Below are 26,214 nucleotides of genomic sequence, written 5' to 3'. Positions count from 1 at the left end.
CATCGATCGACTTGACCAATGGCCAACCTGTCAGTGATGTGTCCGAACAGGTGTCAGCCATGTCTCCGGACTAAACATCAAGCCGGGGCATGACACCTGTGTTGTGGCGTCCCGGCTCTGCGCAGCAGCGTTTCACGCTGCAGCGCATCCGGGACACGAGCCTGCTTACCCGATCACCTTGCCGAACTTGTTCGACTTCGGGAAACCCTTCGGCGGCAGGCGGCCGGCATCCGCGCGGGTGCCTTGCCACTCCGCAAGCTCCTTCATGGTCGCGGAGAATTCGCGGCCAGCGGAGTCCTTCCAGGTCAGGCCCGCCTTGGCCTCGAACACGGCGACGTCGGACAGGCCGCCGTCCTTGTACTTCTGCAGGCGCACGCCGCGACCGCGGGCCATCTCCGGCACCTGGTCGAGCGGGAAGACCAGCATCTTGCGGTTCTCGCCGATGACCGCGACGGTGTCGCCGATCACCTCGGTGACCGTGCGCGCCTCGTTCGGCATGTCGACGTTGAGGACCTGCTTGCCTTTCTTGGTGGTGCCGACGCAATCGTCCTCGTTGACGACGAAACCCTGACCCTCGTGGCTCGCGACCAGGAATTTACGCCCGCCCTTGTTGACGAACAGCGCGACGGGAGCGGCCTCCTGCTCGAGGTCGATGAACAGACGGATCGGCTCGCCATGGCCGCGACCGCCCGGAAGCTTCGCGACATCGAGCGAGTAGAATTTGCCGTTGGTGGCGAACAGCAAGAGCTTCGAGGTCGTCTCCGCGAAGAAGGCAAAACCGAGCTTGTCGTCTTGCTTGAAGGCGAGCCCCGAGAGATCCTCGACATGGCCCTTCATGGTGCGGATCCAGCCCTTGTCGGAGACCACGACCGTCACCGGCTCGCGCTCGACGAGGGCTTCTTCCATTGCGGCGAGGTCGTGCTCGGGCGCATCCGCAAAGGTGGTGCGGCGCTTGCCGAGCGGCGTCTTCGGTCCAAACATGTCGCGGACCTTGCCGACCTGCTCGCCGACCTTCTTCCACTGCTCCGGCTCCGAGGCGAGCACCGCGTTGATGCCCTTGAGCTCGGCGCGGAGGTTCTTTTCCTCGGTGCGGATCTCCATTTCCTCGAGCTTGCGCAAGCTACGCAGGCGCATGTTGAGGATGGCCTCGGCCTGCACCTCGGTAAGCTTGAACGCCTTGATCAGCGCCGGCTTCGGCTCGTCCACGGTGCGGATGATCCTGATCACCTCGTCGAGGTTCAAGTACGCGATCAACAAACCGCCCAGAACTTCGAGCCGGTTCTCGATCTGCGCCTTGCGGAAGTTGGTCCGGCGGATCAGGACGTCGCGCAGATGGTCGAGCCATTCGCGCAAGCACTCCGCGAGCCCGACGACCTTGGGGATGCGGCCCTTGATCAGCACGTTGAGGTTCAGCGGAATCTTGTTTTCGAGCTCGGTCAGCCGGAACAACGATTCCATCATCAGGGCGGGATCGACGTTCTTCGACTTCGGCTCGATCACGATGCGGACGTCTTCGGCCGACTCGTCCCTGATGTCGCCGACCAGCGGCAGCTTCTTCTGGTCCAGCAGCTCGGCGACCTTCTCGATCAGGCGCGACTTCTGCACCAGGAAGGGAATCTCGGTGACGACGACGACCCAGGTGCCTCGCGTACCCTCTTCCTGCTCCCATCGAGCGCGAACACGGAACGAGCCGCGACCGGTCGTATAGGCTTCAGCGATCGCCTGCTTGGAATCGACGCAGATGCCGCCGGTCGGGAAATCCGGGCCCTTGACCCACTTCAGCAGCGCCTTGGATTTCGCGTCGGGCTTCTCGATCAGGTGCAGCGCGGCGTCGCAGAGCTCGGCCGCGTTGTGCGGCGGGATCGAGGTCGCCATGCCGACCGCGATGCCTTGCGCGCCGTTGGCAAGCAGGTTCGGAAAGCCGCCGGGCAGCACGACCGGCTCTTTCGACTGGCCGTCGTAGTTGGGCCGGAACTCGACGCCGTCCTCGTCGATGCCCTCGAGCAGAAGCCGCGCCACGTCGGTCATGCGCGCTTCGGTGTAGCGATAGGCAGCCGGGTTATCGCCGTCGATATTGCCAAAATTGCCTTGGCCGTCGACCAGCGGGTAGCGCGAGGAGAAATCCTGCGCGAGGCGTACCATGGCGTCATAGATCGCCTGGTCGCCATGCGGATGGAACGAGCCCATCACGTCGCCGACGATCTTGGCGGATTTCTTGAACGCCGTGCCGGGGTCGAGCCGGAGCAAGCGCATGCCGTAGAGGATGCGCCGGTGCACCGGCTTCAGACCGTCGCGCGCATCCGGCAGCGCACGGTGCATGATGGTGGAGAGCGCATAGGCGAGATAGCGCTCTTCCAGCGCCTCACGCAGCGGCACCTCGTGAATTTCGGCCGGTTCCTCCGGCGGAATCAATCGTTTTCCCATGCCGCCCGGTTAAACCGTGGAAACGAATCGGGCAAGGATCGATTGGTTCCCTGTGGGCGGCTATTGCCCTGCCCAGCCGGCGGTCACTGGCTGCTGGGTCTTGGCTTGCGCGGTGACCGGCGCATTGGTCAGGCAACGCCGGGCGACTTCGATTTCGGCCTCCGTTGCCCCCTTGGACCGCGCCCAACTCTCTGCGGCCGCAGCGGAATATTTCGCCACGTAATACCGGATCACGGTGCAGGATGCCCGGCGAAAGACACCCAGTTGCGGCTCGCCAGCCGCGGCGTCAGGCGCGAACGCAAGCAACGCCGCCGACACGGCGAATCCCTTGATCAACATTTTTGGCTGTCCCCGTTGTGGAACCCTGCGAGGGCCAATTCGACCAGGCGGATTTCGTTCCCGGGGAACTTCCATGTCTGGCGACAGGGCAGAAGCGCTCTCAGGTCATGGCGCCGGAATGGCCAAATTCGCCTGCTGCCGCGTCAGCGCATTGATGAAGCCGGCGCGCGCGTCGGAATGGCCTTGGCCGCGCGGCTCCAGCACATGGCGCAGCAGGAACAGGCCGGTGAGCCGGAAGCCGTCCTGGAGATCCTGGTCGGTGAGGTCGCTCGCGGCCTCGCCACGACGCAGGAACGGCGGCAGGCGCAACAGCCGGTCGCGCCATGGCTCGCCGGCCCCGCGCGACACCGCGCCGCCGGATTTCGGCGAAACATAGATCAGATCCGTGGTCTCGCCGGTCACCGCGCAGTTTTCCAGCGCCAGCCCAAAGCCGAGCTCGGCGAGCATCGCCAGCTCGAAATGGATGAGGTGCACCGCGGCACTGCCGATATCGTCGAAATCATCGAGTGAATGTTCGAGCATCGCAAAGATGTCTTCGTGCGGATCGCGCTCCGGAAGCAGCCGCGCAATCGAGGCGAGATGGGTGACGCCATAGACCCCGTGGGCGGATCCCAGCAGCGTCGCCGCGCGCAGCTTGAGGCCCTCAATCGCATAGGTGCCGAGATGCTCGTCGAGCCGCGCCCGCCACACCACACCGACGCTGTTGCCGGGCTGCAAGAGCGGCCGCATCCGCGAACCGGCGCCACCGCGCACGAGGCCGAGATGCCGGCCGTGCGCACGCGTCAGCAGCTCGACGATGGCGCTGCTCTCGCCATGCCGCCGCACGCCCAGCACGATGCCTTCGTCGGTCCATTCCATGGAACGGAGCTTATCGCATTTCAGGTGAGTGTAGGACGGGCAAAGCGAAGCGTGCCCACCAATTTGATCCGCAGCGCGATTATGGTGGGCACGGCGCGCAAGGGCGCGCCTTTGCCCACCCTACGGCATCGCGCAAGACGTTAGGCGTTGAACCAGCCCTGCGCGTCGCCGCTGAACGAGAAATACAGCCCCATCGCCGTCAACACGCAGGAGACGATCTCGATGACGCTGTCGAGCTCCAGGCCCTTCTCGCCGATGATCTGGCCGAGCGAGATCACGGACAGCACGAGGGCCGCCGCCAGCACCCAGCGCGGCCAGTTCTTGCGCCAACGCGCAGCCAACCAGACGAAATAGACCAGCAGCAGGATCATGCCGCCGGCGAGCATGGTCGCCATCATGATCATCTGCTCGGTCATCTCGGCATTGGGCGTGCGGTCCTGCACCGCGACCGACAGGGCATCCAGCATCAATGACGCATAGAGCAGCGCTTCGAAGCGCCGGACGTTGCTGGGTACGCTCATCGGTGACCGATCTTTTCTTGGTTATTCTTTGGGAAATTCCAGGCCCATCTCGCGATAGCGATCGGGATCGTCGCCCCAGTTTTCGCGCACCTTGACGAACAGGAACAGGTGCACCGGCACGCCCAGGATCTCGCCGATCTCCTTGCGCGAGTCCGCGCCGATCGACTTGATGGTGGCGCCGCCTGCGCCGAGCACGATCTTGCGCTGGCTCTCGCGCTCGACGAAGATCGTCTGCTCGATGCGCACCGACTTGTCCTTGCGCTCCTCCCACTTGTCGGTCTCGACCGTGGATTGGTAGGGCAACTCCTGGTGCAGCTTGCGATAGATCTTCTCGCGCGTGATCTCGGCCGCAAGCTGCCGCATCGGCGCGTCCGACATCTGGTCTTCGGGGTAGAGGAACGGGCCCGGCGGCACGATTTCGGCCAGCGTATGCCTGAGGTCGTCGACGCCGTCGCCCGAGATCGCCGCGATCATGAAGGTCTTTGCAAAGGCCATGCGCTCGTTGGCGGCCTGCGCCAGCGCCAGCAGCTTCTCGCGCTGGACCAGATCGACCTTGTTGATGACCAGGATCTTCTCGTGCTTGACGCTGGCGACCTTGGTGAGGATCGCCTCGGCCTCTTCATCAATCCCGGCCTTGGCGTCGAGCAGCACGCAGACGAAGTCGGCGTCGTGCGCCCCGCTCCAGGCCGTCGAGACCATGGCGCGGTCGAGCCTGCGCTTGGGCAGGAAGATGCCGGGCGTGTCGACCAGGATGATCTGCGCGTTGTCCTCGATGACGATGCCGCGGATCAGCGCGCGCGTGGTCTGCACCTTGCGCGAGACGATCGTGACCTTGGCCCCGACCAGCGCATTGACCAGCGTGGATTTTCCGACATTCGGCGCGCCGATCAGCGCAACGAAGCCGCAGCGCGTTGTGGAGGGCGCCTCGCCGCTTGCTTCAGCCGTCATTGCCGCCGCCAACACCTTCACGTTCGATCATCACTGAGGCCGCCACCTTCTCCGCTGCACGCTTGCTGCCACCGATGCCTTCGGCCGACGCCAATCCCGGCAGATCCACCGCGACGCGGAACTGCGGATCGTGATGCGGGCCGGTGCGCTCGACCTCGCGGTAGACAGGCGTCGGCAGCCCCTTCCCCTGCGCCCATTCCTGCAGCACGGTCTTGGGATCGCGCAAGGGACGCCGCGGCTTGTGCATCCGTTCGGTCCAGTTGCGCCTGACGAATTCCGCCGCCGCCGCATAGCCACCGTCGAGGAAGACGGCGCCGATCACGGCCTCGCAGATGTCGCCGAGCACGCTCTTGCGCAGGCGGGCATCGGCGCTCGGTCCGACCGAACCGAGCTTGACGTCGTCGAGCAGACCGAGCGACTTGGCAACGTCGGCGCAGCTCTCCTTGCGCACCAGTTCGGCAAGTCGCTTGGACAGCTCGCCCTCGTCGGCATTCGGGAAGGCGTGATACAGCATGTCGGAGACGACGAGCCCCAGCACGTGGTCGCCCAGGAATTCCAGCCGCTGATAGCTGTCGCCGCGCTTGCGCCCAGACTTCAGCGCCGAGACATGCGTGATCGCCTGCATCAGCAGATTCGGATCGGCAAAGCTGTGGCCGATGCGCGCCTCGAGCGCCGCGTTCGCATCCGAGGCCTTGGCCTTGCTGCTGCGCACCCGCTTCTTCTTTGCAGGCGTCTTGGTTTCAGGTGTCTTGGTTTCAGGCGTCTTGGTCGCAAGCGTCTTGGTCGCAGCTTCGCCGTCGGCGCCCGCCGCGGGCTCGGTCGATTGGATCGGGATGTCCTTGGCTTCGTCTTTCATCGGACGATTTTGAAGAAACGGTTCCAGCGCACCGCCCAAGGCCAGCGCCAGAACATCCAGGCATGCTCGCCTTCGGCGATGGAGAAGAAGATCATCTGGGCGCGGCCGATCAAATTCTCCTGCGGCACGTAGCCGACCTGGCCGAGGAAGCGGCTGTCGGTGGAGTTGTCACGGTTGTCGCCCATCATGAAGAAATGGCCCGGCGGCACGTTGTAGACGTTGGTGTTGTCCATGTAGCCGTTGTCGGCGCAGTCCAGCGTCTCATAGGACACGCCGTTCGGCAGCGTTTCCTTCCAGCGCTTCACCCGCGAGATGCCCCCGCCTTCGGAGCCGCAGGGATCCTCGCCGACAAATTCGCTCATCCGCTGCCGCTCGACCGGAGTGTCGTTGATGTAGAGCAACCCATCCTTCATCTGGATGCGGTCGCCGGGAAGGCCGATGACGCGCTTGATGTAATCGGTGGAGTCGTCCTTCGGCAGGCGGAACACGACGATGTCGCCGCGGTTCGGGTCCGAGCCCCAGATCCGCCCCGAGAACAGCGGCGGCGAGAACGGGATCGAGTAGTGGCTATAGCCGTAGGAATATTTCGAGACGAACAGATAGTCGCCGACCAGCAGCGTCGCCTTCATCGAGCCGGACGGAATGTTGAACGGCTGGAACAGGAACGTGCGGATCACGAGCGCGATCAGGAGAGCGTGGATCACGACGCGGATCGTTTCGCCGACGCCGCTTTCAGTTTTCGTTCCCGAAGTCACGCTCATTGCTCTCTCAATTCCGGCCGGCGGTCACAGAGCGCCCTCCTTCCGCGAACAGCCCATCGCTTCGCGGCCCAAGGAGATTGTCCTGATTCTGATAATGAGGGCCAATTCCGGCGTAAAGCCGAATTCGCCCAGCCTGATTTGCGTTCGCGGACTTTTAGACGGTTGTCGGGGGCCACGCAATCAAGGATCGCATCAAAACTGCATAAGACATTGATTTTTAATGTGAATTATAAAAACAGCCCGCCGACGGTCAGGGCTTGGCCAGCGGCACCGCGGAAATGATGACGAAGGCCTGCGCCAGCGGCCAGTCGTCGGTGATCGACAGGTCGATTTTCGCCTCGAACCCCTCGGGCGTCAGGGCCTGGAGCCGGGCCAGCGCCCCGCCCGTCAACTGCATGGTCGGCCGCCCTCCCGGCAGGTTGACCACCCCCATGTCGCGCCACCAGACACCGTTCCGGATGCCGGTACCTAGCGCCTTCGAGCAGGCCTCCTTGGCCGCGAAGCGCTTGGCGTAGGTTGCAACCACCATCTTCTCGCTCTTGGCGCGCCGCTCCGCCTTGGCCCGCTCGGCCGCGGTGAAGATGCGGTCGAGGAAACGCTCGCCATGGCGCTCGATCACCTTGCCGACGCGGGTGATGTCGATCAGGTCGGAGCCGATGCCGATGATCATGCCCGGCTCCGGCCGCGGTCCATCGCCGCGCGCATGCTGCGCACCGTCTCGGCGAGCCCGACGAACAGCGCCTCGCCGATCATGTAGTAGCCGATGTTGAGCTCCATGATCTCCGGCAGCGCCGCGATCGTCTCCGCCGTCGCATAGTCGAGCCCATGGCCCGCATGAACCTCGAGCCCCGCTTCCTTGGCCAGCTTCACCCCTGCCACGATCCGCTGCCATTCCGCCTCGGCCTTCCCGGTGTGGCCGTCGACGACGGCGTCGCACCAGGCCCCCGTGTGGATCTCGATCACGGGCGCACGCAGCCGCGCCGCCATCTCGATCTGCGCGGGATCGGCGGCGATGAACAGCGAGACCCGGATGCCCGCATCGTTCAGCCGTGCGATGTAGGGCGCGAGCGCATTGTGCTGGCCGACCACGTCGAGGCCGCCTTCGGTCGTCACCTCCTGGCGGCGCTCCGGCACGAGGCACACCGCGTGCGGCTTGGTCGCAAGCGAGATCCGCATCATGTCGTCGGTCGCCGCCATCTCGAAATTGAGCGGCCTGGAGATCTCGGCCTTCAGCCGCGCCATGTCCTCGTCGCGGATGTGGCGGCGATCCTCGCGCAGATGCGCGGTGATGCCGTCGGCGCCGGCCTCGATCGCCAGCAGCGCGGCGCGCACCGGATCGGGATGGCGGCCGCCGCGCGCGTTACGCACGGTTGCGACGTGGTCGATATTGACGCCGAGGCGGAGCGGAGAAGCGGACATTTCAGGACTCACGAAATCAGGGAGATGGACGCATACGAGAGGCGTCTATCCATTAACACGTTCGACACGGGCCACGACCGCCTTGGCGCGCAGCTGGGCGAGGATCGCGCTCAGATGCTTGAGATCGTAGACCTCGAGGTCGATCGTCGTCTCCGTGAAATCGGGCGAGCGGCGCTGCATGCTGATGTTGTCGATGTTGCCGTCGTGCTCGGCGATCACGGTCGCGATCTGTGCCAGCGCGCCGGGCTCGTTGACGTTCTCGACCTTGATGCGGGCCGGGAAGCGCTGCGGGGCGGAATCCTCGATGTCCCAGCGCACGTCGAGCCAGCGCTCCGGCTCCTCCTCGAAATCCTTCAGGGCCGGCGCCTGGATCGGGTAGATCGTGATCCCCTCGCCCGGCGTGACGATGCCGACGATGCGGTCCCCGGGCACGGCGCCGCCGTTCGGCGCGAACTTCACCGGCAGGTCGGAATTGATGCCGCGGATCGGGATCGCGACCGGGCTGCGCGGCGGCTCCGACGACTTCTCCCTGAGCTTGGCGGCGAGCCCCTTCTTGACGCCGTAGCGCGCGATGCGCTCCTCCTTGTAGTCGGGATACATCGCACGCGCGACGTGGGAGGCCTTGATCTCGCCGCGGCCGACCGCCGCCATGACGTCCTCGATCGAGGTGCGCGCCAGCCGCGGCAGCGCGCCCTTGAGCTTGTCATCGGCGTATTCGATCTTGGCGCGCTCGAACAGGCGTTCGACGATGCGCCGGCCGAGACCGACATATTGGTCGCGCACCGCCGTCCTGGTGGCGCGGCGGATCGCGGCGCGCGCCTTGCCGGTGACCGCGAGCGTTTCCCAGGCCGAGGGCGGCGCCGCCTGCGCCTCCGAGGTCAGCACCTCGACCTCGTCGCCGTTCTGGAGCTCCGAGGACAGCGGCGCGAACTGGCCGTTGATCTTGCAGCCGACGGCGCTGTTGCCGACGTCGGTATGCACGGCATAGGCGAAGTCGATCACATTGGCATGGCGCGGCAGCGCGATCAGCTTGCCCTTCGGGGTGAAGCAGAACACCTGGTCGTGGAACAGCTCGAGCTTGGTGTGCTCGAGGAATTCCTCGGGGTTGGCGCTCTCCGAGAGGATGCCGATGGTGTGGCGCAACCAGGCGAACGCATTGGACTCGCGCTTGAGAAACTCGGTCGGCGAGCCCACGTCTTCCTTGTAGAACACGTGTGCGGCGATGCCGCGCTCGGCGATCTGGTCCATCGCCTCGGTACGGATCTGCAGCTCGACGCGCTGGTTGCCGGGGCCGATCACCGTGGTGTGGATCGAGCGGTAGTCGTTCTGCTTCGGCGTCGAGATGTAGTCCTTGAAACGCCCGGGCACGACCGGCCAGTTGGTGTGGACGATGCCGAGCGCGCGATAGCAGGCCTCGATGTCGTTGACGACGAGGCGGAAGCCGAAGATGTCGGACAATTGCTCGAAGCCGACCGACTTGCGTTCCATCTTGGTCCAGATCGAGAACGGCTTCTTGCGGCGGCCATAGACCCGCGCGCCGAGCCCCCGGTGGCGCAGATTGTTGGAGAGCTGGTCCTCGATCTCGCCGATCAGGTTGCGGTTGCGCTCGGCGAGCGCGTCGAGCCGCTGCATCACCACCGAATAGGCTTCGGGATCGAGGGTGCGGAAGGACAAATCCTCCAGCTCCTCGCGCATTTCCTGCATGCCCATGCGCCCGGCCAGCGGCGCATAGATGTCGAGCGTCTCCTCGGCAATGCGCCGTCGCGACTCCGGCGGCACGAAGTCCAGCGTACGCATGTTGTGCAGGCGGTCGGCGAGCTTGACCAGCAGAACGCGGACATCGTCGGCAATGGCCAGCAACAATTTGCGCAGGTTCTCGGCCTGCTTGGCCTCGCGCGACACCAGCTCCAGCCGCTTCAGCTTGGTCAGGCCCTCGACCAGCGCGCCGATCTCGGGCCCGAAGATCTGGTCGATCTCGGCACGCGTCGCCTCGGTGTCCTCGATCGTGTCGTGCAGCAGGGCAGCCACGATGGTGGCGTCGTCGAGCTTCAGATCGGTGAGAATCGCCGCCACTTCGAGCGGGTGCGAGAAATACGGATCGCCCGAGGCACGTGTCTGCGAGCCGTGCGCCTTCATGGCGTAGACATAGGCGCGGTTCAGCAGGTCTTCGTTGGTATTGGGATTGTAGGACCTGACGCGCTCGACGAGGTCATATTGACGCATCATGCGCGCGCGAGGCTTGGCCGGGCGCCCCACCGGCGCAGTCGGGGCCACGGCAACCGATTCGGTTGCGGCCAGCATCTGCGTTTGTCTCCGGCGCCGATACACCATGCCATCCTGCCTTCAAACGGACCATGAGCTGCCCGTTGCATACATCTTAGCCCCGATCGCGCGTGCGTCCGATCAATTCGGTGACAGGCGCGCAACGCGATGCGGCAACGCTATGGTAACCACGAAAACGCCAACAAAAGCAAAGGCCCGAACACGGGTTCGGGCCTTTGATAAGATCACAAGAAATCGACGACTGCGACGGGACGATTACTCGTCCTCCTCGGGCTGTTCTTCCGGCGGCGCGAGGCCCTCGAGGCCCTTCAGGAGCTCCTCTTCGGTCATGCGCTCAACGGCAACTTCGGTATCGTCGGCATCGACGCTGGCACCGGCGGAACCGATCAGCGGGACCGTATCGGGCTCGGGCTCGTCGACCTCGACGAATTTCTGGAGCGAGTGGACCAGCTCCTCGCGGAGGTCCTCCGGCGAGATGGTTTCGTCCGCAATTTCGCGTAAAGACACAACGGGGTTCTTGTCGTTATCGCGGTCAACCGTTAGTTGTGAACCGGACGAAATCATGCGGGCCCGGTGGGCGGCCAGCAGGACCAGGTCAAACCGGTTGTCGACCTTGTCGATACAATCTTCTACGGTGACGCGAGCCATGGACTGTCGCTCCGTTGTGGGTGGGACGAAATATGTGGATGATTGGGGCTAGTTATAGGGGACAGGGCGATTTCGCAAGGCCAATTTGTGATTTGGCCTCGCCAAACGGCTCTGCTACCCCCACATTGGGGCTGGGATGGGTGGTTTGCCGGGCTGCTGTTGAGGGTGGCACCGGGCGTATGCAGGTCCGCCATAACTATACCTTGATTGCCACGACTTCTCCGGATTTGCGGTTTCGACGGGCTTCGGCGGCACCATAGACCTGCGCGGCTTGCTGTCGCCGCGCCAACAATAAACGATCAATCACGAACGCTACGCGAGCAAACTGAATGTCACCTTCTGCCACTAACAAGATCGCGCTCTTCATCGACGGGGCCAATCTCTACGCGACGGCGAAAACTCTCGGCTTCGACATCGACTACAAGCGCCTGCTGAAGGAGTTTCAGAGCCGCGGGACGCTGTTGCGGGCGTTCTACTACACCGCGATCATCGAGGATCAGGAGTACTCCTCGATCCGCCCGCTGATCGACTGGCTCGACTACAACGGCTACACGGTCGTCACCAAGGCGACCAAGGAGTTCATCGACGCCTCCGGCCGCCGCAAGGTCAAAGGCAACATGGACATCGAGCTCGCCGTGGACGCCATGGAGCTCGCCGAGCACATCGACCAGATGGTGCTGTTCTCGGGTGACGGCGACTTCCGCTCCCTGGTCGAAGCCGTCCAGCGCCGCGGTGTCCGGGTCACCGTGATCTCCACCATCGCGAGCCAGCCGCCGATGATCGCCGACGAGCTGCGCCGCCAGGCCGACGTCTTCACCGACCTCGTCGAGCTGCAATCCAAGCTCGGCCGCGACCCGTCCGAACGACCCGCCCCGCGTGACCGCGGCGAGCGTGGCGAGGGACGCCATCACGCCCCGCAGTTCCTCCAGCGCGCGACCACGATGGCGCCGAGGGGCGATGACGACTTCGAGGAGTGAGGCGGCCCGGTCAAGCCGCCAGCCTCTCACCCTCGTTCCCGACCGTGACTGTCCGCTTTGTCCGCGCCTGGTCGCCTTTCGCGAGGCGAACCGCGCGCGCGAGCCGTTGTGGCACAACGCGCCGGTCCCCCCCTTCGGCGACATCAAGGCGCGCCTGCTGATCGTCGGCCTTGCACCAGGCATGCAGGGCGCCAACCGCACCGGCCGCCCCTTCACCGGCGACTATGCCGGCGACCTGCTCTACGCCACGCTGCTCGAATACGGCTTCGCCAAGGGCACCTATCAGGCGCGGCCCGACGACGGCCTGAAGCTGGTCGACTGCCGGATCGCCAATGCCGTGCATTGCGTTCCGCCGCAGAACAAGCCGCTGCCGGTCGAGATCAACACCTGCCGCCAGTTCCTCGGGGCTACCCTGGCGTCGATGCCGAAGCTGCGCGCGATCGTCGCGCTCGGACGGATTGCGCACGACACGGTGCTCAAGCCGCTGAACCTGAAGGCCTCGCAAGCTCCCTTCGGCCACGGCGCCGTGCATCAGGCCGGCGCATTCAGGCTCTACGACAGCTATCATTGCTCGCGCTACAACACGAACACCGGCGTGCTGACGACGGACATGTTCCGCAGCGTGTTCGCGAAGGTGAAGGCCGACCTGGACTAGGGTTCGGCTGGATTGGCCTTCAGCCAGTCCAGGACATCGCCGGCGTTCCGGTCCGGCGGAAACACCGGATAGAACACATGCGTGACTTTGGCGTCGTCGATGATCAGCGCAAGCCGCTTGATCAAGGTCAGGCCAGCGACCTCCATGGTCGGCAGATTGAGGGCGCGCGTCAGCGCCAGCTTCTCGTCCGACAGCACGGGGAACGGCAGGTGCAGCCGCGATGCCATCTCGGTCTGGTACGCGTTGCTCTGGGTCGAGAGGCCGTACACCTGGGCGGCGCCGGCAGCTTTCAGCTCGGCAAACAGATCACGAAACGCGCAAGTCTGCGGCGTGCAACCGCGCGCGCCCGGGATCATGTCCCAATCGTCGACCAGTCCGATCTTGCCGGGCTCGCCGGTGCGCGGATAGGCGAACACCACGGTCCGGCCGGAGAGTGCTGACAGATTCACCGACGTATCGTCGGTCGCGAGCAGGCTGACCGGAGGCAAGGTCATGCCCTTGAGATGCGCGGCGCCGCCGTCGTCGGCGGGTGCGGGAATCTGGCTCCAATCGACCTCGAGCAGGTTCTTCTGAGTCATCCGCCAACCTCTTGCCGCTATCCCCTCGCCCGCAACAGCCGGCCCTTCTCCCGGCTCCAATCGCGCTTCTTCTCGGACTCGCGCTTGTCGTGCAGCTTCTTGCCCTTTGCAACCGCCAGCTGCAGCTTGGCCCGTCCGCGCTCGTTGAAATAGAGCTTGAGCGGGATCAGCGTCATGCCTTCGCGGTCGACCGCGCCCATCAGCTTGTTGATCTGCTTGCGATGCAGAAGCAGCTTTCGCGGCCGCTTGGGTTCGTGATTGAAGCGGTTGCCCTGGAGATATTCGGGAATGGTGGCGTTGATCAGCCAGATCTCGCCGTCCTTGGAATCGGCGTAGGACTCCGCGATCGTGCTCTTGCCGTTGCGGATCGATTTGACCTCGGTGCCGGTGAGCGCAATGCCCGCCTCGATCGTGTCTTCGATCGCATAGTTGAAGCGGGCCTTGCGATTTTCCGCCATGACCTTGATAGGACGTTCGTTCTTATCGGCCATAACAGACAAATCCGGTCGAGATGCGCGCGTAAGCTAACAGTTTGGATGAAGCGCGCGCGTCACTTCTTGAGGAGATCGCGGATCTCGGTCAGCAGTTCGACCTCGGCCGACGGCTTCGCTGGAGCAGCGGGCGCAGCCTCTTCCTTGCGCTTCAGCGTGTTCATGGCGCGGATTACCAGGAACAACACGAAGGCAACGATGATGAAGTTGATCGTCAGCGTCAGGAAGCTGCCGTAAGCAAGTACTGCACCTTGCTTTTTCGCATCCGCTAAGTTGGTGGCGGTCACCGCCTTCGACAAGGGGGCGAAGTAGTTCGAGAAGTCGAGGCCGCCGGTCGCGGCGCCGATGATCGGCATGATGACGTCACCGACCAGCGACGTGACGATGGCGCCGAAGGCCGCACCGATGATGACGCCGACGGCGAGGTCGACGACGTTGCCTTTCATGGCGAACTCGCGGAACTCCGTGAGCATCTTCCTGCCCTTCTCGTCGACGCTCATGAACGGCTCCCCGGTTGGCTAAATCAGTTGATCAGCCCAGCATGAACCATCGCGCTGCGCACGGCAACGCGCGTCGGCTCGGTGACCGGAACCATCGGCAGGCGCAGCGTCTCGTCCAGCTTGCCGAGCAGCGACATCGCGTACTTGATCGGCGCCGGATTGCTCTCGATGAAGAGGTTGTTGTGCAGCGGCATCAGCTTGTCGTGGATTGCGAGCGCCGCCTTGGTGTCGCCCTTCGCCCAGGCGGCCTGGAATTCCGAGCACAGGCGCGGCGCGACGTTCGAGGTCACCGAGATGCAGCCATGGCCGCCATGCGCCATATAGCCGAGGATGGTCGCGTCCTCGCCGGAGAGCTGGTTGAAATCCTCGCCCATCGCCGCGCGCTGCTGCGAGACGCGGACCATGCTGGCGGTGGCGTCCTTGACGCCGGCGATGTTCTTCAGCTCCCACAGCCGCTTCATGGTGTCGACCGACATGTCGATCACCGAGCGCGGCGGAATGTTGTAGATGATGATCGGGATGCCGATCGCATCGTTGATCGCCTTGAAGTGCTGGTACATCCCTTCCTGGGTCGGCTTGTTGTAATAGGGCGTCACGACCAGCACGGCATCCGCGCCAGCCTTCTCGGCGTGCTGCGCGAGCTCGATCGCCTCTTTCGTCGAATTGGAGCCGGCACCCGCGACCACGGGTACGCGCCCCTTGGCTTCAGCGATGCACCATTCGACGACCTTCTTGTGCTCGTCATGGCTGAGCGTCGGGCTCTCGCCGGTGGTGCCGACCGGGACCAGGCCGTTGGTGCCTTCCGAGATCTGCCAGTTGACCAGCGAGCGGAACGCCGCCTCATCCAGCGAGCCGTTCTTGAACGGCGTGACCAAGGCGGTGAACGATCCCCGGAATTTCGTCTTGGCTGCCATGGACTTCCTCCGTACGCGGCTATCTCTTGAGCAAGCTGCATTCATATCGGGTCTATCCCGCCGGTAAAAGACCCGCTTCCGTGTGACGCACCGTTTAGGCCGCGATTTTGCCGCGGTGGTGGTGCAAACCGGGCAAAGGTAAGCAGCTGTTGGTATTTTGTCCGCATATTCAAGCGAATACAGCTAGGTCTTGAGCCAACTGACTGATTCGGGGCGACCAAACGCCGTGACCTCCTTTCCTCGTTCCGCATGGCGATCCACCGGTCTGGCCGTGTGCCTCATGGCCGGGCTGTCGGTCGGCTGCGCCGCCCTGGCCAAGTCCAATGAGACGACCGCGGACGGGGCCAAGGACACCGCGAAGGGATCCGCCAAGGAAACACCGAAGCAAACAACGAAGGGAACCGGCAAGGAAGCACCGAAGGGCGCGAGCAAGGGAGCAGCTGCCGCCCCGGCCAAGGATGCCGCGAAGAAACCCGGCAAGGATGCTGGCAAGGACGCCGCCAAGGATGCAGGCAAGAGCGCCGGCAAGGAACCCGCCAAGGACAAGCCCAAGCCCGCAGCCGCCGCGCCAAAATCACAGCCGGCCGCCAATGGCTCGTCCCCCAAGACCGCACCCGCGCCGGCCGTGACGGCCACCGTCAGGCCTGCCGCCCCGGCGCCCGTCGCCAAACCCGTCGCAGCTCCTCTGCTTGCGCCGGCGACCCGCCAGCACGCCACGCCGCGCAAGCCGGTCACGCCGGCCGCGGTCGCTGCGACCTCCTCGACGTCGCAGGCCGACAAGGACACGCTTGAGAACGTCATCGAGCTCGTGCGCAAGCGCAAGGCGGCCGACGCCACCAATTACGCTGCCTCGATCTCGGATCCCGTCGCGCGAAAGCTCGCCGAATGGATCATCCTGCGCAGCGAGGACAATGGCGCGACCGTGGAACGCTATCGCGCCTTCCTCTCCGCCAATCCGAGCTGGCCGTCGCAGACCTTCCTGCGCCGGCGCCTCGAGGCCGCGATGTGGGACGACAGGCGCGACGATTCGGTCGCGTGGTCGTGGTTCGAGAATGAATCGCCTGTGTCCGCCAAGGGCCGCTTCACGCTCGCCAAGGCGATGCTGGCGCGCGGCGACCGCGCCAACGCCGAGCGGCTGGTGCGCGAGGCTTGGCGTAGCGATCCGATGTCGGAGGAGACCGAGAACAACGCGCTCGACCAGTTCGGCGCCCTGCTGACGCCGGGCGACCAGAAGGCGCGGATGGACACCTTGCTCTACGGCAGCGAGAACGAAGCCGCGCTCCGCGCCGCAAAGCGCCTCGGCGCCGGCTATCTCGCGCTCGCCAAGGCCCGCATCGCCTCCGTCAAGAAGGCGCCGAACGCGCGCGCGCTGCTCGACGCCGTGCCGCGCGAGCTGCACAACGATCCCGGCTTCATCTTCAGCAAGATCCAGCTCCTGCGCCGCGAGGAGAAGTTCGCCGAAGCCGCCCAGCTGATGCTGTCGGCGCCGAAGGATCCGAACCGTCTCTACAATCTCGACGAATGGTGGATCGAGCGGCGCCTGCTGGCGCGCAAGATGATCGACACCGAGGAATTCCGCAGCGCCTATCTGATCGCGCGCGACGCGGCCCTGCCCTCGCGCGACATCTACAAGACCGAGCAGGAGTTCACCGCCGGCTGGATCGCGCTGCGCTTCCTCAACGACCCCGCCGCCGCCACCCAGCATTTCGCCCGCATCGGCGTCGGCAGCGTCAATCCGACCACGCTGGCGCGCGCCGGCTATTGGCAGGGCCGCGCGGCGGAAGCGGCGGGCCGCCAGCAGGAGGCGCGCAATGCCTACGCCCGGGCGGCCGAGCAATCCACCAGCTATTACGGCCAGCTCGCGCGCGCAAAACTCGGCCTGCCGCAGATCGAGCTCAACAGCCAGCCGCGCGGCCGCAGCGCCGAACGGCTGGAGATCGTGCGCGCCGCGCACCTGCTCTACGAGCTCGACGAACGCGAGATGGCGATACCTGTTCTCGCCGACATGGGCGAGAACGGCGATCCCGAGGCGCTTGCCGGCCTTGGCGAGCTCACCCAGCGCTACAGCGACGCGCGCGGCATGCTGCTGCTCGGCAAGGCTGCGCTCAACCGCGGCCTCCCCTTCGACTTCTACGCCTATCCCGTCAACGGCATTCCGCAGTTCACGCCGATCGGCCCCGAGGTCGAGCGCAGTATCGTCTATGCGATCGCGCGGCAGGAAAGCGCGTTCAACCCCTCCGTGGTCTCGCCGGCGCAGGCTTACGGCCTAATGCAAGTGACGCCGGACGCCGCGCGTTACGTCTGCAAGCGGCACGGCGCGACCTACGATCTGGGGCGGCTGAAGAACGATTCGGTCTACAACGCCACGCTCGGCTCGGCCGAGCTCGGCGGACTGCTCGAGGACTACCGCGGCTCCTACATCATGACCTTTGCCGCCTACAATGCCGGCCGCGGCAGCGTGAAGAAATGGGTCGACCGCTACGGCGACCCGCGCGATCCCAAGGTCGACGCGGTCGACTGGGTCGAGCTGATTCCGTTCTCCGAGACGCGCAACTACGTGCAGCGGATCATGGAGAATCTTCAGGTCTACCGCGCCCGCTTCGGCGGCGGCACACGGTTGCAGATCGAAGCTGACCTGCGCCGCGGCACCGGCAGCGTGGAATAGAGTCATCCTCCTGTGCGCTCCCGATTGACCGCCGAGAGCGTCGGCGGCGAGTGCCGCAGCGCGTCCGGACGTGAGCTGCTGAAGAAGAGCTGAAGCTCGCGCGTGATCTTCAGGCAAGCCTTGCTCGACACTGAGCCCCGAGCGCTCCCTGGTCGCAGTCCGATCGGCAAGCTCGCCGTTCCACCTCCTCGAGGATGAAGGCGTCGATTGCCGCCTGCTGCAGCGTCAGGACGATGGGGCGCTTGCAAGGCCATGCCGTCAACGGCAGTCGGCCCGTTGCATACATTGCGCGGAGATGCCCGCAGCGCAGGGGCCCCTCCTCCGTAACAGCCTCGTCCAGATCGTCACGGACGATGGAGCACGAGAGCAACGCCAGCCCTCCGCCAGCATTCCGCGGCGTTAGAACAGCCATGCCGCCAAAAGAAAAGCCCCGGCGGTTTCCCGCCGGGGCTCTCTGTCAGGTCGTTAGACCAAACTTACCAGTTGCGCTGAGCGCGGAGCAGCAAGCTGACCGTGCTCTGATCCTTCAGCTCGTACACAGCACCCGGCTTGGCCACAGCAAACGCAGGGCCAGCAGCGAGCGTGCTGATCGTGCCCGCGAACTTCTGGTCGAGCATGGTGTAAGCCACGTCCGCCGAGAAGGTCAGGTTCTTCACCGGCGTCCAGCGGGTGATCACACCAATCGTGCCGATGTTGAAGTTCGGGTTGCAAGAGGTGATACCCGCAGTGGCGGCACCCAACGTAGCGAGTTGGCCGCAAATGGCAGCCGCACCAGCGGCGCCGTACGTCAGCTGAGCGTACGAACCGTAGATTGCGGTGTTCCAGTACGGATCCCAGTTGTGGGTGTAGGCGCCGCGCATACCCCAGCTCGTAACCGTGTTGATGCCGGTTCCGTTGGCGAACACACCGTCAGCCGCACCGGCAAGGCCAATGCTCTGATAGGCACCAGCCAGGTTGGTACCGCCGAACATTGCATAGTTCTGCGAAGCCAAGCTCTGGAAGTTGTAGCGGGTCGCACCATCGGTGTAGACCGCCTGGACGTTGATCACGTCGCCCGCACCAGTCGGAATGTTCTTGATGGACAACGCCGCCTGGACAGCCCAGCCCCACTTGTCGCCCGGATGACCGGCCGCTTCGGTTCCGACAAGTCCCGGAGTCGCGTAGTACGCTACGTGGTTGTTGTGCGCCGCGGCGGACAACTGGAACAGACCCCAAGCCTGGTCAATACGGACCATACCCTGGATGTCAGGAGCCCGCGTGCCGCCGAAGGCATTGATGCCGTAGCCGCCGGTACCAAAATTCGCGATCGAAATGCCGGCGCTGGTGTTGTACAGGTTGCTCTGATAGTAGGCCGTCGGATCCACCGCCGAAATCGCGGCAGTGATGCCCTGACCGAAGTCGGCAGTATAGGTGAACTGGTTCACACCAGTGACCGTGCCGCCGCCGCCAGTCAGACCGTCGAAGTTGTTACCCGGATAGTTGGTCCAGGGAGCGTCGAACTGGGCAACAGCTTTACCCATCGTGAAGCCCGCGAACTGGATGAAGGCGTAGTACACACCGAGCGTACCGCCAGCGATGGCGCCCGCGTTGGCATTGTTCGGAGCGCTAACGCCCGTTGCGCCGAGCTGCGAGTAAACGGTGGAGCCGTTGCCGGTGCCGTTGCCCGAGTAGGTATCCGTCGTCCACGAGAACACCACGTCGGCGAAGGTACGAACCACGCCGTATTCGGTCGCGGTGCGCGTGTCGACGTTGAAGTCTTCACGGGCGCGAGTGACGTAGTAGTTCGTCAGACGGTTCGCAGAACCGTTAACACTGCTGAAGTTACCGTTGAAATCGGTCGCGTTGACCGCGACTTCAGCACGCAGATAACCACCCAGCTTGATGCAGGTGTCAGTGCCCGGGATGTAGTAGAAACCCGCACCGTAGAGCGAGCAGATCCTCACGTATTCGACCGCCTTGGCCTTTACGGGAAGATCAGCCGCTTGTGCTCCGCCGACGGCAAGCAGTGCTGCCGCAGAACCGAGCAAAAGGCCCTTGAATTTCATGTTAAACCTCCAAGTTGAAGCCCCGTACAATTCCTCGTACAAAGCCGTTTGAACCACCCGCGAAAAAACGTTGGAAATCAACGCATCCTCGTAGCGAAGGTGGACTTAAGCGAACCACCTAAAACGGGACGACCTCGGGATGCCCCCCTCCGTCGCTCAGTCACAATTACCGAACGTCTTTGCACACACAACAAGAGAACGCTCCGTAGCGAGCCCATGACGTTTGTTTTCCGAAGGGTGTTGCACAAATAACACGCAGATGTGATCGAAGCGCGCTCGCAACATATTGTTTTTGCTTATGTTTCTAGGACGGTTCCGTTTGCCGTCAAAATTCCCCACCTGAGGCGTTGTGGACGGAACTCCGGCCTGAACAGGCTTTGACGCGCACGAATCGTGGAATCAGAAGGAGACTCAAGGAGAAGGCACACAGGTCTTCCCGCGACTCTCCACCAGGCGCAGACATGGTCGCGGCAACGCCCAAGGCGCGCTGCGAAGGCTCTTTGTCGATGGTGGGGATGATTGAGACCGGAGCGGACAGCTCGGCTGGCGGAGACGGAGGGATTCGAACCCTCGATAGGCCTTTACAAGCCTATAACGGTTTAGCAAACCGCCGCCTTCAGCCACTCGGCCACGTCTCCAATATGCCGGGTATGCCCGACACGGCGGCGAGCCGCAAGCGGCAGAATCAAGGTCTGTGCGTTCTTTCACCTGAAAGCGACCGCCGGACGACCGCGAAAGCCTGGCGCATGGATCAGCGCGGCACGCGCAACCGATTCGCGCTCTCTATATATGTGCGCATCCATCCACGGGATTGCCGGATCCGCCGCTGCCAGGGCGCATTCAGCACCACCTCGCCGGCTCAGATATTGAACCAGACGCCGGAGCTGCGCCGGGACGGAAGGCCCAAGACCTCTACATCCCCGGCAAGAGGCCCGTCTTGTGCGGCCGTCCGGGTTCCAGAGCGGAATCGTCGGGCGGCGGCTCGGTCATGCCGCGCGGGTCCGGGTGGCGACACGACGAAGGAACTTGATTGAGCGCAATCCGGCGCACCCGTGAAGACAAGGGTGCGGATGCGATTCTCGGCTCAGTGAGCCGAGACCCACGCCCTCGCCTCGCGCTGCGCGGCCGAGATCTCGGCGTCCGACATCTGCCCGGCGACTTCCTGGCGCAGCGCCACGGCGTCCCTGCGGCCCTTCAGCGCGGCGAGGTTGAACCATTTATGCGCCGCGACGAGGTCAACGAGGCCGGAGCGGCCGCTCGCCCAATAGATCCCGCGCTCGAACAACACGTCCGACAGCGCGCTCGCGTCGATCGGCGTCGCCGTCTCCAGATCGAAAGTACCCTGAAACATAACGCATCCCCTTTTTTTCTGCCGCCTCGTTCCCCCGAGCGCGGCTCCCGTCCAAAGACCTGTTCAACTCATCCCCATGCCGTTTGCCGGCTTGTTGAAGGCGATGATGGCGGGCAAATTTGAATGGCAGTTTAAGTATCGCGATGAAGCAGACGTAAACGCACCCGCACGGCGCGCGCGCGACGAATGCAAGAAGTCCCCGCTTTGCAGGCACTTCTGCGATTCGTCAGATTCGGTTTACCCTGGGATTTTGGGAGAACGATAACCATCGCGCGCGGTGACGCGCGCCCTGCGGTTACAATTCATGGGAGGGGCGCGTTGTGGGAGGGGCGCGCTGGCAAGGCCACACAGGCGCCTCGCGCGGCGGCGCCACCCCGTGGCCGGCAGGCCGCGCAGCGCGAAGCGCGCGACTTTAGGAATCGGAGCGCCGGCCTCGCATTGCGCCTGCGCGGCGAACGACAGTTCGCCCCAGCCCTCGCCTGCCCCAAGGCAGCGCGGCCACGTCACGGTCAGATCAGCAATGTGGGAAAAGGGAATGCCGGCAATACCCCGGCCTCAAGAGAACGAGGGCGTCGGCGAACACGTCAGGACCAGATTCCACGTTGGCCCGAAGGCCGCTTGTGAAATTGCGGAGCCCTTGAGAAGGAGAACCGCACCGAACGAAGAAAACTTGTTTCTTCTGCCGGACCGTACTTTGGCGAGCGAACCCGCGAAAGAGAACGATCCGACCGTTGGCCTGATGTCTCGCCGACACCCTCTATCGCCGACCAGAACCTGTTAGAAGGCGCTGATGACGTGCCGGCTCTCTAGGAGCCGGCAACTTCAGAAGCGAAGTTACTTCTTCTTCGCGACCTTGCGGGTCTTCTTCGCAGTCTTCTTCACTGCGCTCTTCGCCTTCTTCGCCTTCTTCGCCTTCTTCGCTTTCTTGGCCATGTTGCCCTCCGATGTGTGAGATGGCTGTAATCGCTGCATGCAGTCGGGGATCGAATGCACACTCATCCCGAATACACCAACACGACGAAAAAAACAGCTTCTCGCTTAAAGAAGTGTTGACGGCACAACGCGCCTGCGCTTGGCGAGCGCGATGCGGGCGCACTGCATGACGCGTGCTTGCGATCGCGGGGAGTGCCCGCATCGTCGATGTTTGCGCGAGATGCGATTGCAGAAAAACACTACACGGCAAGTATTTTTCTGCACGCGCGCATTGCGCATGCGCGATGCGATGATGTGCATCGTCGATCCCGCGATCGCCGCGCAAGGGCGCTTCGCGGACTCTGAGTCGCGAGTTTTGGCAACGAAAATATTTTCATGCTTAACGGCGCAAGCGCTCGTCAGCGCGTGTGGAAGCCGCCGTTTTGCGCGAATCGCGTGGCGGCGATTCGGCCGCCGCATCGCCGTCGGTCGGGATGGAGTTTGCCGCCGAGGGTGCGCGCGAGCGTCGCAGCGCGAACCGGAAGCGAGGTGACGAAGCGTATCCGTCACCTCGTTCGAACGTGTGACGTCAGATGCCGAGCTTCGACTTCAAGAGGTCGTTGACGCTCTGCGGGTTGGCCTTGCCGCCGGACGCCTTCATCACCTGGCCGACGAACCAGCCGAGCGACTGCGGCTTGTCCTTGACCTGCGCGGCCTTGTCGGGATTGGCCGCGATGATGTCGTCGACCACCTTCTCGATCGCCGAGAGATCGGTGACCTGCTTCATGCCGCGGCTTTCGACCAGCGCGCGCGGATCGCCGCCCTCCTGCCAGACGATCTCGAACAGATCCTTGGCGATCTTGCCGGAGATCGTGCCCTCGCCGATCAGGTCGATGATCGCAGCCAACTGCTCGGCGTTGACCGGAGCGCCCGTAATATCCCGCCCTTCCTTGTTGAGACGGCCGAACAGCTCGTTGATCACCCAGTTCGCCGCCACCTTGCCGTCGCGGGCACGGTTGCCGAGCGTATCCAGCACCGTCTCGTAGAACACCGCGCTCTCGCGCTCGGCGACCAGCACGCTCGCATCGTAAGCCGACAGGCCGAAATCAGCGACGAAGCGCGCCTTCTTCTGGTCCGGCAGCTCCGGCAGCTCTGTCTTCAGCTCGTCGACGAAGCTTTGCGAGAATTCCAGCGGCAGCAGGTCGGGATCGGGGAAGTAGCGGTAGTCATGCGCCTCTTCCTTGGACCGCATCGATCGCGTCTCGCCCTTGTTGGGATCATAGAGCCGCGTTTCCTGGTCGATCTCCCCGCCGTCCTCGAGGATCTCGATCTGGCGCCGCGCCTCGTACTCGATCGCCTGGCCGATGAAGGTGATCGAGTTCATGTTCTTGATCTCGCAGCGGGTGCCGAGCGGCGCGCCCGGCTTGCGCACGGAGACGTTGACGTCGGCGCGCAAGGATCCCTTCTCCATGTCGCCGTCGCAGGTGCCGAGATAGCGCAGGATCGAGCGCAGCTTGGTCACATAGGCCTTGGCCTGCTCGGCGTCGCGGATGTCGGGCTTGGAGACGATCTCCATCAGCGCCACGCCGCAACGGTTGAGATCGACATAGGACATGGACGGCGACTGATCGTGCAGCAACTTGCCCGCGTCCTGCTCAAGATGAAGGCGCTCGATGCCGATGGTCGCGGTCTTGCCGCCATCCAGTTCGACCACGACCTCACCTTCGCCGACGATCGGCGACTTGTACTGGCTGATCTGGTAGCCCTGCGGCGAGTCCGGATAGAAATAGTTCTTGCGGTCGAACACCGAACGCAGATTGATCTGCGCGTTCAGCCCGAGCCCGGTCCGGACAGCCTGTCTGACGCATTCCTCGTTGATGACGGGCAGCATGCCTGGCATCGCGGCATCGACCAGCGACACGTGGCTGTTCGGCTCGCCGCCGAACGTGGTCGAGGCGCCCGAGAACAGTTTTGAGTTCGAGGTCACCTGGGCGTGGATCTCCATGCCGATGACCATCTCCCAGTCACCGGTGGCGCCCTTGAGAAGCTTGTGCGTGGCCGTGCTCATGTCCTGCTCCCGAGCAGCGTGGCAGCGATCCGCTCCCACTCCGCCTCCAATGAATCCTTTGCCGCGGGTTGGCCGGCCTGGCGATACCAGTAGCCGGCATTGCCGAGATCGCCTTCGACCCGGTGCAGATAGGCGTGCACCCAGGCGGCGTCGCGGCTGTTCTCGTCCTGAACGATCTTGTGCGCCTGATCCCAGTCGCCCTTCGCGGCCCACCAGAGGCCGGCGAGCGGCGCGTTCAGATCCGGCGCGGGCGCCGCGCCGTCGAGGCTCGCGATGAACGCGGCGACATTCACCACCACCTCGCGGGCGTGAAGCGGCCGGCGGCCTGCTCGATCACCTCGCCGAGCGAGAACAGCGTCTCCTCATCGAACGGACGGCCGATCAGCTGCAGGCCGAGCGGCAGGCCTTGCGCGTCCTTGCCGGCGGGCACGGCGATGCCCGGCAGGCCCGCCATGTTCACGGTCACCGTGAAGATGTCGTTGAGATACATCTCGACGGGATCCGCCCCGCCCTTCTCGCCGATGCCGAAGGCCGCCGACGGCGTCGCCGGCGTCAGGATCGCGTCGACGCCCTTGGCGAAGCAGTCCTCGAAATCCTTCTTGATCAGCGTCCGCACCTTCTGCGCGCGCAGATAATAGGCGTCGTAATAGCCGGCCGAGAGCACATAGGTGCCGATCATGACGCGGCGCTTCACCTCCGCGCCAAAACCCTCGGCGCGGCTGTTCTCGTAGAGCTCGATGATGTTCTTGCCCTGCTCGCGCAGTCCGTAGCGCACGCCGTCATAGCGCGCGAGGTTGGAGGACGCCTCCGCCGGCGCCACGATGTAATAGGCCGGCAGCGCGTATTTGGTGTGCGGCAGTGACACCTCGACGAGCTCGGCACCGGCCGCCTTCAGCCAGGCCGCGCCCTCGCTCCAGAGTTTCTCGATCTCGGCCGGCATGCCGTCGAGGCGATATTCCTTGGGGATGCCGATCCTGATGCCCTTCACGGACTTGCCGATCGCGGCCTCATAGTCCGGCACGGCAATGTCGACCGACGTCGTGTCCTTCGGATCGTGCCCGGCCATCGAGCGCAGCAGCATCGCGCTATCGCGCACGCTGCGCGCGATCGGACCGGCCTGGTCGAGCGAGGAGGCGAAGGCGACGATGCCCCAGCGCGAGCAGCGGCCGTAGGTCGGCTTGATGCCGACGGTCGCGGTGAACGCCGCCGGCTGGCGGATCGAGCCGCCGGTGTCGGTCGCGGTCGCACCCATGCACAGCAGCGCCGCCACGGCCGAAGCTGAGCCGCCGGACGAGCCGCCCGGCACCAGCGTCGTGTTGCTTCCCTCACGCCGCCAGGGATTGCCGACGGGGCCGAAGCACGAGGTCTCGTTGGCCGAGCCCATCGCGAACTCGTCATTGTTGAGCTTGCCGAGCATCACCGCACCATCGCGCCAGAGCTGGGAGGTGATCGTGGACTCATAGGTCGGCACGAAATTGCCGAGAATCTTCGAGCACGCCGTGGTGCGCACGCCCTTGGTCGCGAACAGGTCCTTGATGCCGAGCGGAATGCCGGCGAGCGGGCCGCCCTCACCCTTGGCGATCTTTTCGTCCACGGCCTTCGCCATGTCGCGCGCGCGATCGGGCGTCTCCATCACGAAGGCATTGAGCACGCGTGCTGCTTCGATCGCGTTCAGATGCGCGTCGGTCAGCTCGAGGGACGTGAAAGTCTTGGCCGCGAGACCCTTGCGGGCCTCGGCGAGCGTCAGCGATGTCAAATCGGTCATTTATTGATCGGGCTGCAGAAGAACGGAGACAGGGTTTTGTCGTTGGCCGGGTCGTCTTTTTTCTTGGCGGCGGCGTTCGCGGCGGCCTCGATCTCGTCGAGCACGGCATTGACGGCGACGTTGGGATCGGCAGCCTTGCCCTGCCGCTCCATCTTGTCGAGATAGTTCATGTAGGCCTGATAGGCCTTCTCATCGTCGCAAAGCATGCACATCGGACTTGGTCCTAAGGCTCTTTA

Annotated in this window: 24 protein-coding genes and 1 tRNA gene; 3 read left to right on the top strand and 22 right to left on the bottom strand. The window is 64.2% G+C overall.

What is annotated here, in order from left to right; genetic code table 11:
• Window positions 1-165 precede the first annotated feature (165 nt).
• From parC to rpoZ, 11 genes are all read right to left on the bottom strand, one after another.
• Complete coding sequence (gene parC / locus AC0L3X_RS34245) at window positions 166-2,424, bottom strand: DNA topoisomerase IV subunit A (RefSeq protein ID WP_283016765.1); 2,259 nt, start codon at window positions 2,422-2,424, stop codon at window positions 166-168.
• A gap of 60 nt (window positions 2,425-2,484) precedes the next feature.
• Window positions 2,485-2,763 carry a hypothetical protein gene (locus AC0L3X_RS34240; RefSeq protein ID WP_283016766.1) on the bottom strand — a complete coding sequence of 93 codons (279 nt, stop codon included), beginning with the start codon at window positions 2,761-2,763 and terminating at the stop codon, window positions 2,485-2,487.
• Window positions 2,764-2,868: 105 nt separating this feature from the next.
• Window positions 2,869-3,621, bottom strand: a complete 753-nt coding sequence (gene recO / locus AC0L3X_RS34235) for a DNA repair protein RecO (RefSeq protein WP_283016767.1) — start codon at window positions 3,619-3,621, stop codon at window positions 2,869-2,871.
• A 140-nt stretch (window positions 3,622-3,761) separates the two neighbouring features.
• Complete coding sequence (locus tag AC0L3X_RS34230; RefSeq protein ID WP_028150631.1) at window positions 3,762-4,142, bottom strand: hypothetical protein; 381 nt, start codon at window positions 4,140-4,142, stop codon at window positions 3,762-3,764.
• A gap of 21 nt (window positions 4,143-4,163) precedes the next feature.
• Entirely contained in the window at window positions 4,164-5,090 is a 927-nt protein-coding gene (gene era, locus AC0L3X_RS34225; RefSeq protein WP_283016768.1) for a GTPase Era, read from the bottom strand.
• The gene (gene rnc / locus AC0L3X_RS34220) at window positions 5,080-5,946 is read right to left on the bottom strand and encodes a ribonuclease III (protein WP_166097080.1); all 867 of its coding nucleotides are present in this window, start codon (window positions 5,944-5,946) and stop codon (window positions 5,080-5,082) included. The genes era and rnc overlap by 11 nt, the downstream gene beginning before the upstream one ends.
• Window positions 5,943-6,707 carry a signal peptidase I gene (gene lepB / locus AC0L3X_RS34215; RefSeq protein ID WP_014494746.1) on the bottom strand — a complete coding sequence of 255 codons (765 nt, stop codon included), beginning with the start codon at window positions 6,705-6,707 and terminating at the stop codon, window positions 5,943-5,945. Before lepB ends, rnc begins: the two co-directional genes overlap by 4 nt.
• A 250-nt stretch (window positions 6,708-6,957) precedes the next feature.
• The gene (gene acpS, locus AC0L3X_RS34210) at window positions 6,958-7,377 is read right to left on the bottom strand and encodes a holo-ACP synthase (RefSeq protein ID WP_014494745.1); all 420 of its coding nucleotides are present in this window, start codon (window positions 7,375-7,377) and stop codon (window positions 6,958-6,960) included.
• The gene (locus tag AC0L3X_RS34205; protein WP_283016769.1) at window positions 7,374-8,126 is read right to left on the bottom strand and encodes a pyridoxine 5'-phosphate synthase; all 753 of its coding nucleotides are present in this window, start codon (window positions 8,124-8,126) and stop codon (window positions 7,374-7,376) included. The genes acpS and AC0L3X_RS34205 overlap by 4 nt, the downstream gene beginning before the upstream one ends.
• Before the next feature lie 45 nt (window positions 8,127-8,171).
• Window positions 8,172-10,457 carry a RelA/SpoT family protein gene (locus AC0L3X_RS34200; protein WP_071913178.1) on the bottom strand — a complete coding sequence of 762 codons (2,286 nt, stop codon included), beginning with the start codon at window positions 10,455-10,457 and terminating at the stop codon, window positions 8,172-8,174.
• Window positions 10,458-10,664: 207 nt separating this feature from the next.
• Complete coding sequence (gene rpoZ / locus AC0L3X_RS34195) at window positions 10,665-11,057, bottom strand: DNA-directed RNA polymerase subunit omega (protein WP_014494742.1); 393 nt, start codon at window positions 11,055-11,057, stop codon at window positions 10,665-10,667.
• A gap of 329 nt (window positions 11,058-11,386) precedes the next feature.
• Between rpoZ and AC0L3X_RS34190 the strand changes: the two genes are divergently transcribed.
• Together AC0L3X_RS34190 and AC0L3X_RS34185 are read left to right on the top strand one after the other, a co-directional pair.
• On the top strand, window positions 11,387-12,034 hold the full coding sequence (locus tag AC0L3X_RS34190) for a LabA-like NYN domain-containing protein (RefSeq protein ID WP_014494741.1): 648 nt from the start codon (window positions 11,387-11,389) through the stop codon (window positions 12,032-12,034).
• Complete coding sequence (locus AC0L3X_RS34185) at window positions 12,015-12,689, top strand: uracil-DNA glycosylase (RefSeq protein WP_063982832.1); 675 nt, start codon at window positions 12,015-12,017, stop codon at window positions 12,687-12,689. The genes AC0L3X_RS34190 and AC0L3X_RS34185 overlap by 20 nt, the downstream gene beginning before the upstream one ends.
• On the opposite strand, the gene AC0L3X_RS34180 is transcribed toward AC0L3X_RS34185, so the two are convergent.
• From AC0L3X_RS34180 to dapA, 4 genes are read right to left on the bottom strand one after another with little or no spacing between them, the layout of a single operon-like run.
• Window positions 12,686-13,267, bottom strand: a complete 582-nt coding sequence (locus AC0L3X_RS34180; protein WP_063982831.1) for a peroxiredoxin — start codon at window positions 13,265-13,267, stop codon at window positions 12,686-12,688. The genes AC0L3X_RS34185 and AC0L3X_RS34180 overlap by 4 nt on opposite strands.
• Window positions 13,268-13,284: 17 nt before the next feature.
• A complete protein-coding gene (gene smpB / locus AC0L3X_RS34175) occupies window positions 13,285-13,758 on the bottom strand; it encodes an SsrA-binding protein SmpB (RefSeq protein ID WP_008133025.1) in 474 nt (157 codons plus the stop codon).
• Between the two features lie 59 nt (window positions 13,759-13,817).
• On the bottom strand, window positions 13,818-14,231 hold the full coding sequence (mscL, locus tag AC0L3X_RS34170) for a large conductance mechanosensitive channel protein MscL (RefSeq protein ID WP_063986320.1): 414 nt from the start codon (window positions 14,229-14,231) through the stop codon (window positions 13,818-13,820).
• A 50-nt stretch (window positions 14,232-14,281) separates the two neighbouring features.
• The gene (gene dapA, locus AC0L3X_RS34165; protein WP_038975901.1) at window positions 14,282-15,172 is read right to left on the bottom strand and encodes a 4-hydroxy-tetrahydrodipicolinate synthase; all 891 of its coding nucleotides are present in this window, start codon (window positions 15,170-15,172) and stop codon (window positions 14,282-14,284) included.
• A gap of 280 nt (window positions 15,173-15,452) precedes the next feature.
• Between dapA and AC0L3X_RS34160 the strand changes: the two genes are divergently transcribed.
• On the top strand, window positions 15,453-17,837 hold the full coding sequence (locus AC0L3X_RS34160) for a lytic transglycosylase domain-containing protein (RefSeq protein WP_231142123.1): 2,385 nt from the start codon (window positions 15,453-15,455) through the stop codon (window positions 17,835-17,837).
• Between the two features lie 476 nt (window positions 17,838-18,313).
• Here the strand turns inward: AC0L3X_RS34160 and AC0L3X_RS34155 are convergent, their stop codons facing one another.
• The 7 genes from AC0L3X_RS34155 to AC0L3X_RS34125 all read right to left on the bottom strand — a co-directional run bounded on the left by AC0L3X_RS34155 (window position 18,314) and on the right by AC0L3X_RS34125 (window position 26,190).
• Window positions 18,314-19,882: a porin gene (locus tag AC0L3X_RS34155; RefSeq protein ID WP_063982828.1), complete on the bottom strand. Its 1,569-nt coding sequence runs from the start codon at window positions 19,880-19,882 to the stop codon at window positions 18,314-18,316.
• Between the two features lie 544 nt (window positions 19,883-20,426).
• A tRNA-Ser gene (locus AC0L3X_RS34150) sits at window positions 20,427-20,520 on the bottom strand.
• 446 nt (window positions 20,521-20,966) lie between these two features.
• The gene (locus AC0L3X_RS34145) at window positions 20,967-21,233 is read right to left on the bottom strand and encodes a hypothetical protein (RefSeq protein ID WP_063982827.1); all 267 of its coding nucleotides are present in this window, start codon (window positions 21,231-21,233) and stop codon (window positions 20,967-20,969) included.
• Between the two features lie 1,501 nt (window positions 21,234-22,734).
• The gene (gatB, locus tag AC0L3X_RS34140; protein WP_354096593.1) at window positions 22,735-24,213 is read right to left on the bottom strand and encodes an Asp-tRNA(Asn)/Glu-tRNA(Gln) amidotransferase subunit GatB; all 1,479 of its coding nucleotides are present in this window, start codon (window positions 24,211-24,213) and stop codon (window positions 22,735-22,737) included.
• Window positions 24,210-24,512 carry a hypothetical protein gene (locus AC0L3X_RS34135; protein ID WP_094183808.1) on the bottom strand — a complete coding sequence of 101 codons (303 nt, stop codon included), beginning with the start codon at window positions 24,510-24,512 and terminating at the stop codon, window positions 24,210-24,212. The genes gatB and AC0L3X_RS34135 overlap by 4 nt, the downstream gene beginning before the upstream one ends.
• Complete coding sequence (gene gatA, locus AC0L3X_RS34130) at window positions 24,503-25,978, bottom strand: Asp-tRNA(Asn)/Glu-tRNA(Gln) amidotransferase subunit GatA (RefSeq protein ID WP_247310028.1); 1,476 nt, start codon at window positions 25,976-25,978, stop codon at window positions 24,503-24,505. The genes AC0L3X_RS34135 and gatA overlap by 10 nt, the downstream gene beginning before the upstream one ends.
• Complete coding sequence (locus AC0L3X_RS34125) at window positions 25,975-26,190, bottom strand: hypothetical protein (protein ID WP_014494728.1); 216 nt, start codon at window positions 26,188-26,190, stop codon at window positions 25,975-25,977. Before AC0L3X_RS34125 ends, gatA begins: the two co-directional genes overlap by 4 nt.
• Window positions 26,191-26,214 lie beyond the last annotated feature (24 nt).

It is taken from the genome of Bradyrhizobium sp. MI1.7 (genome assembly GCF_055811795.1).
Note: the sequence above shows the minus strand (reverse complement) of the source record. Positions and strands in the feature narration are given on the sequence as shown.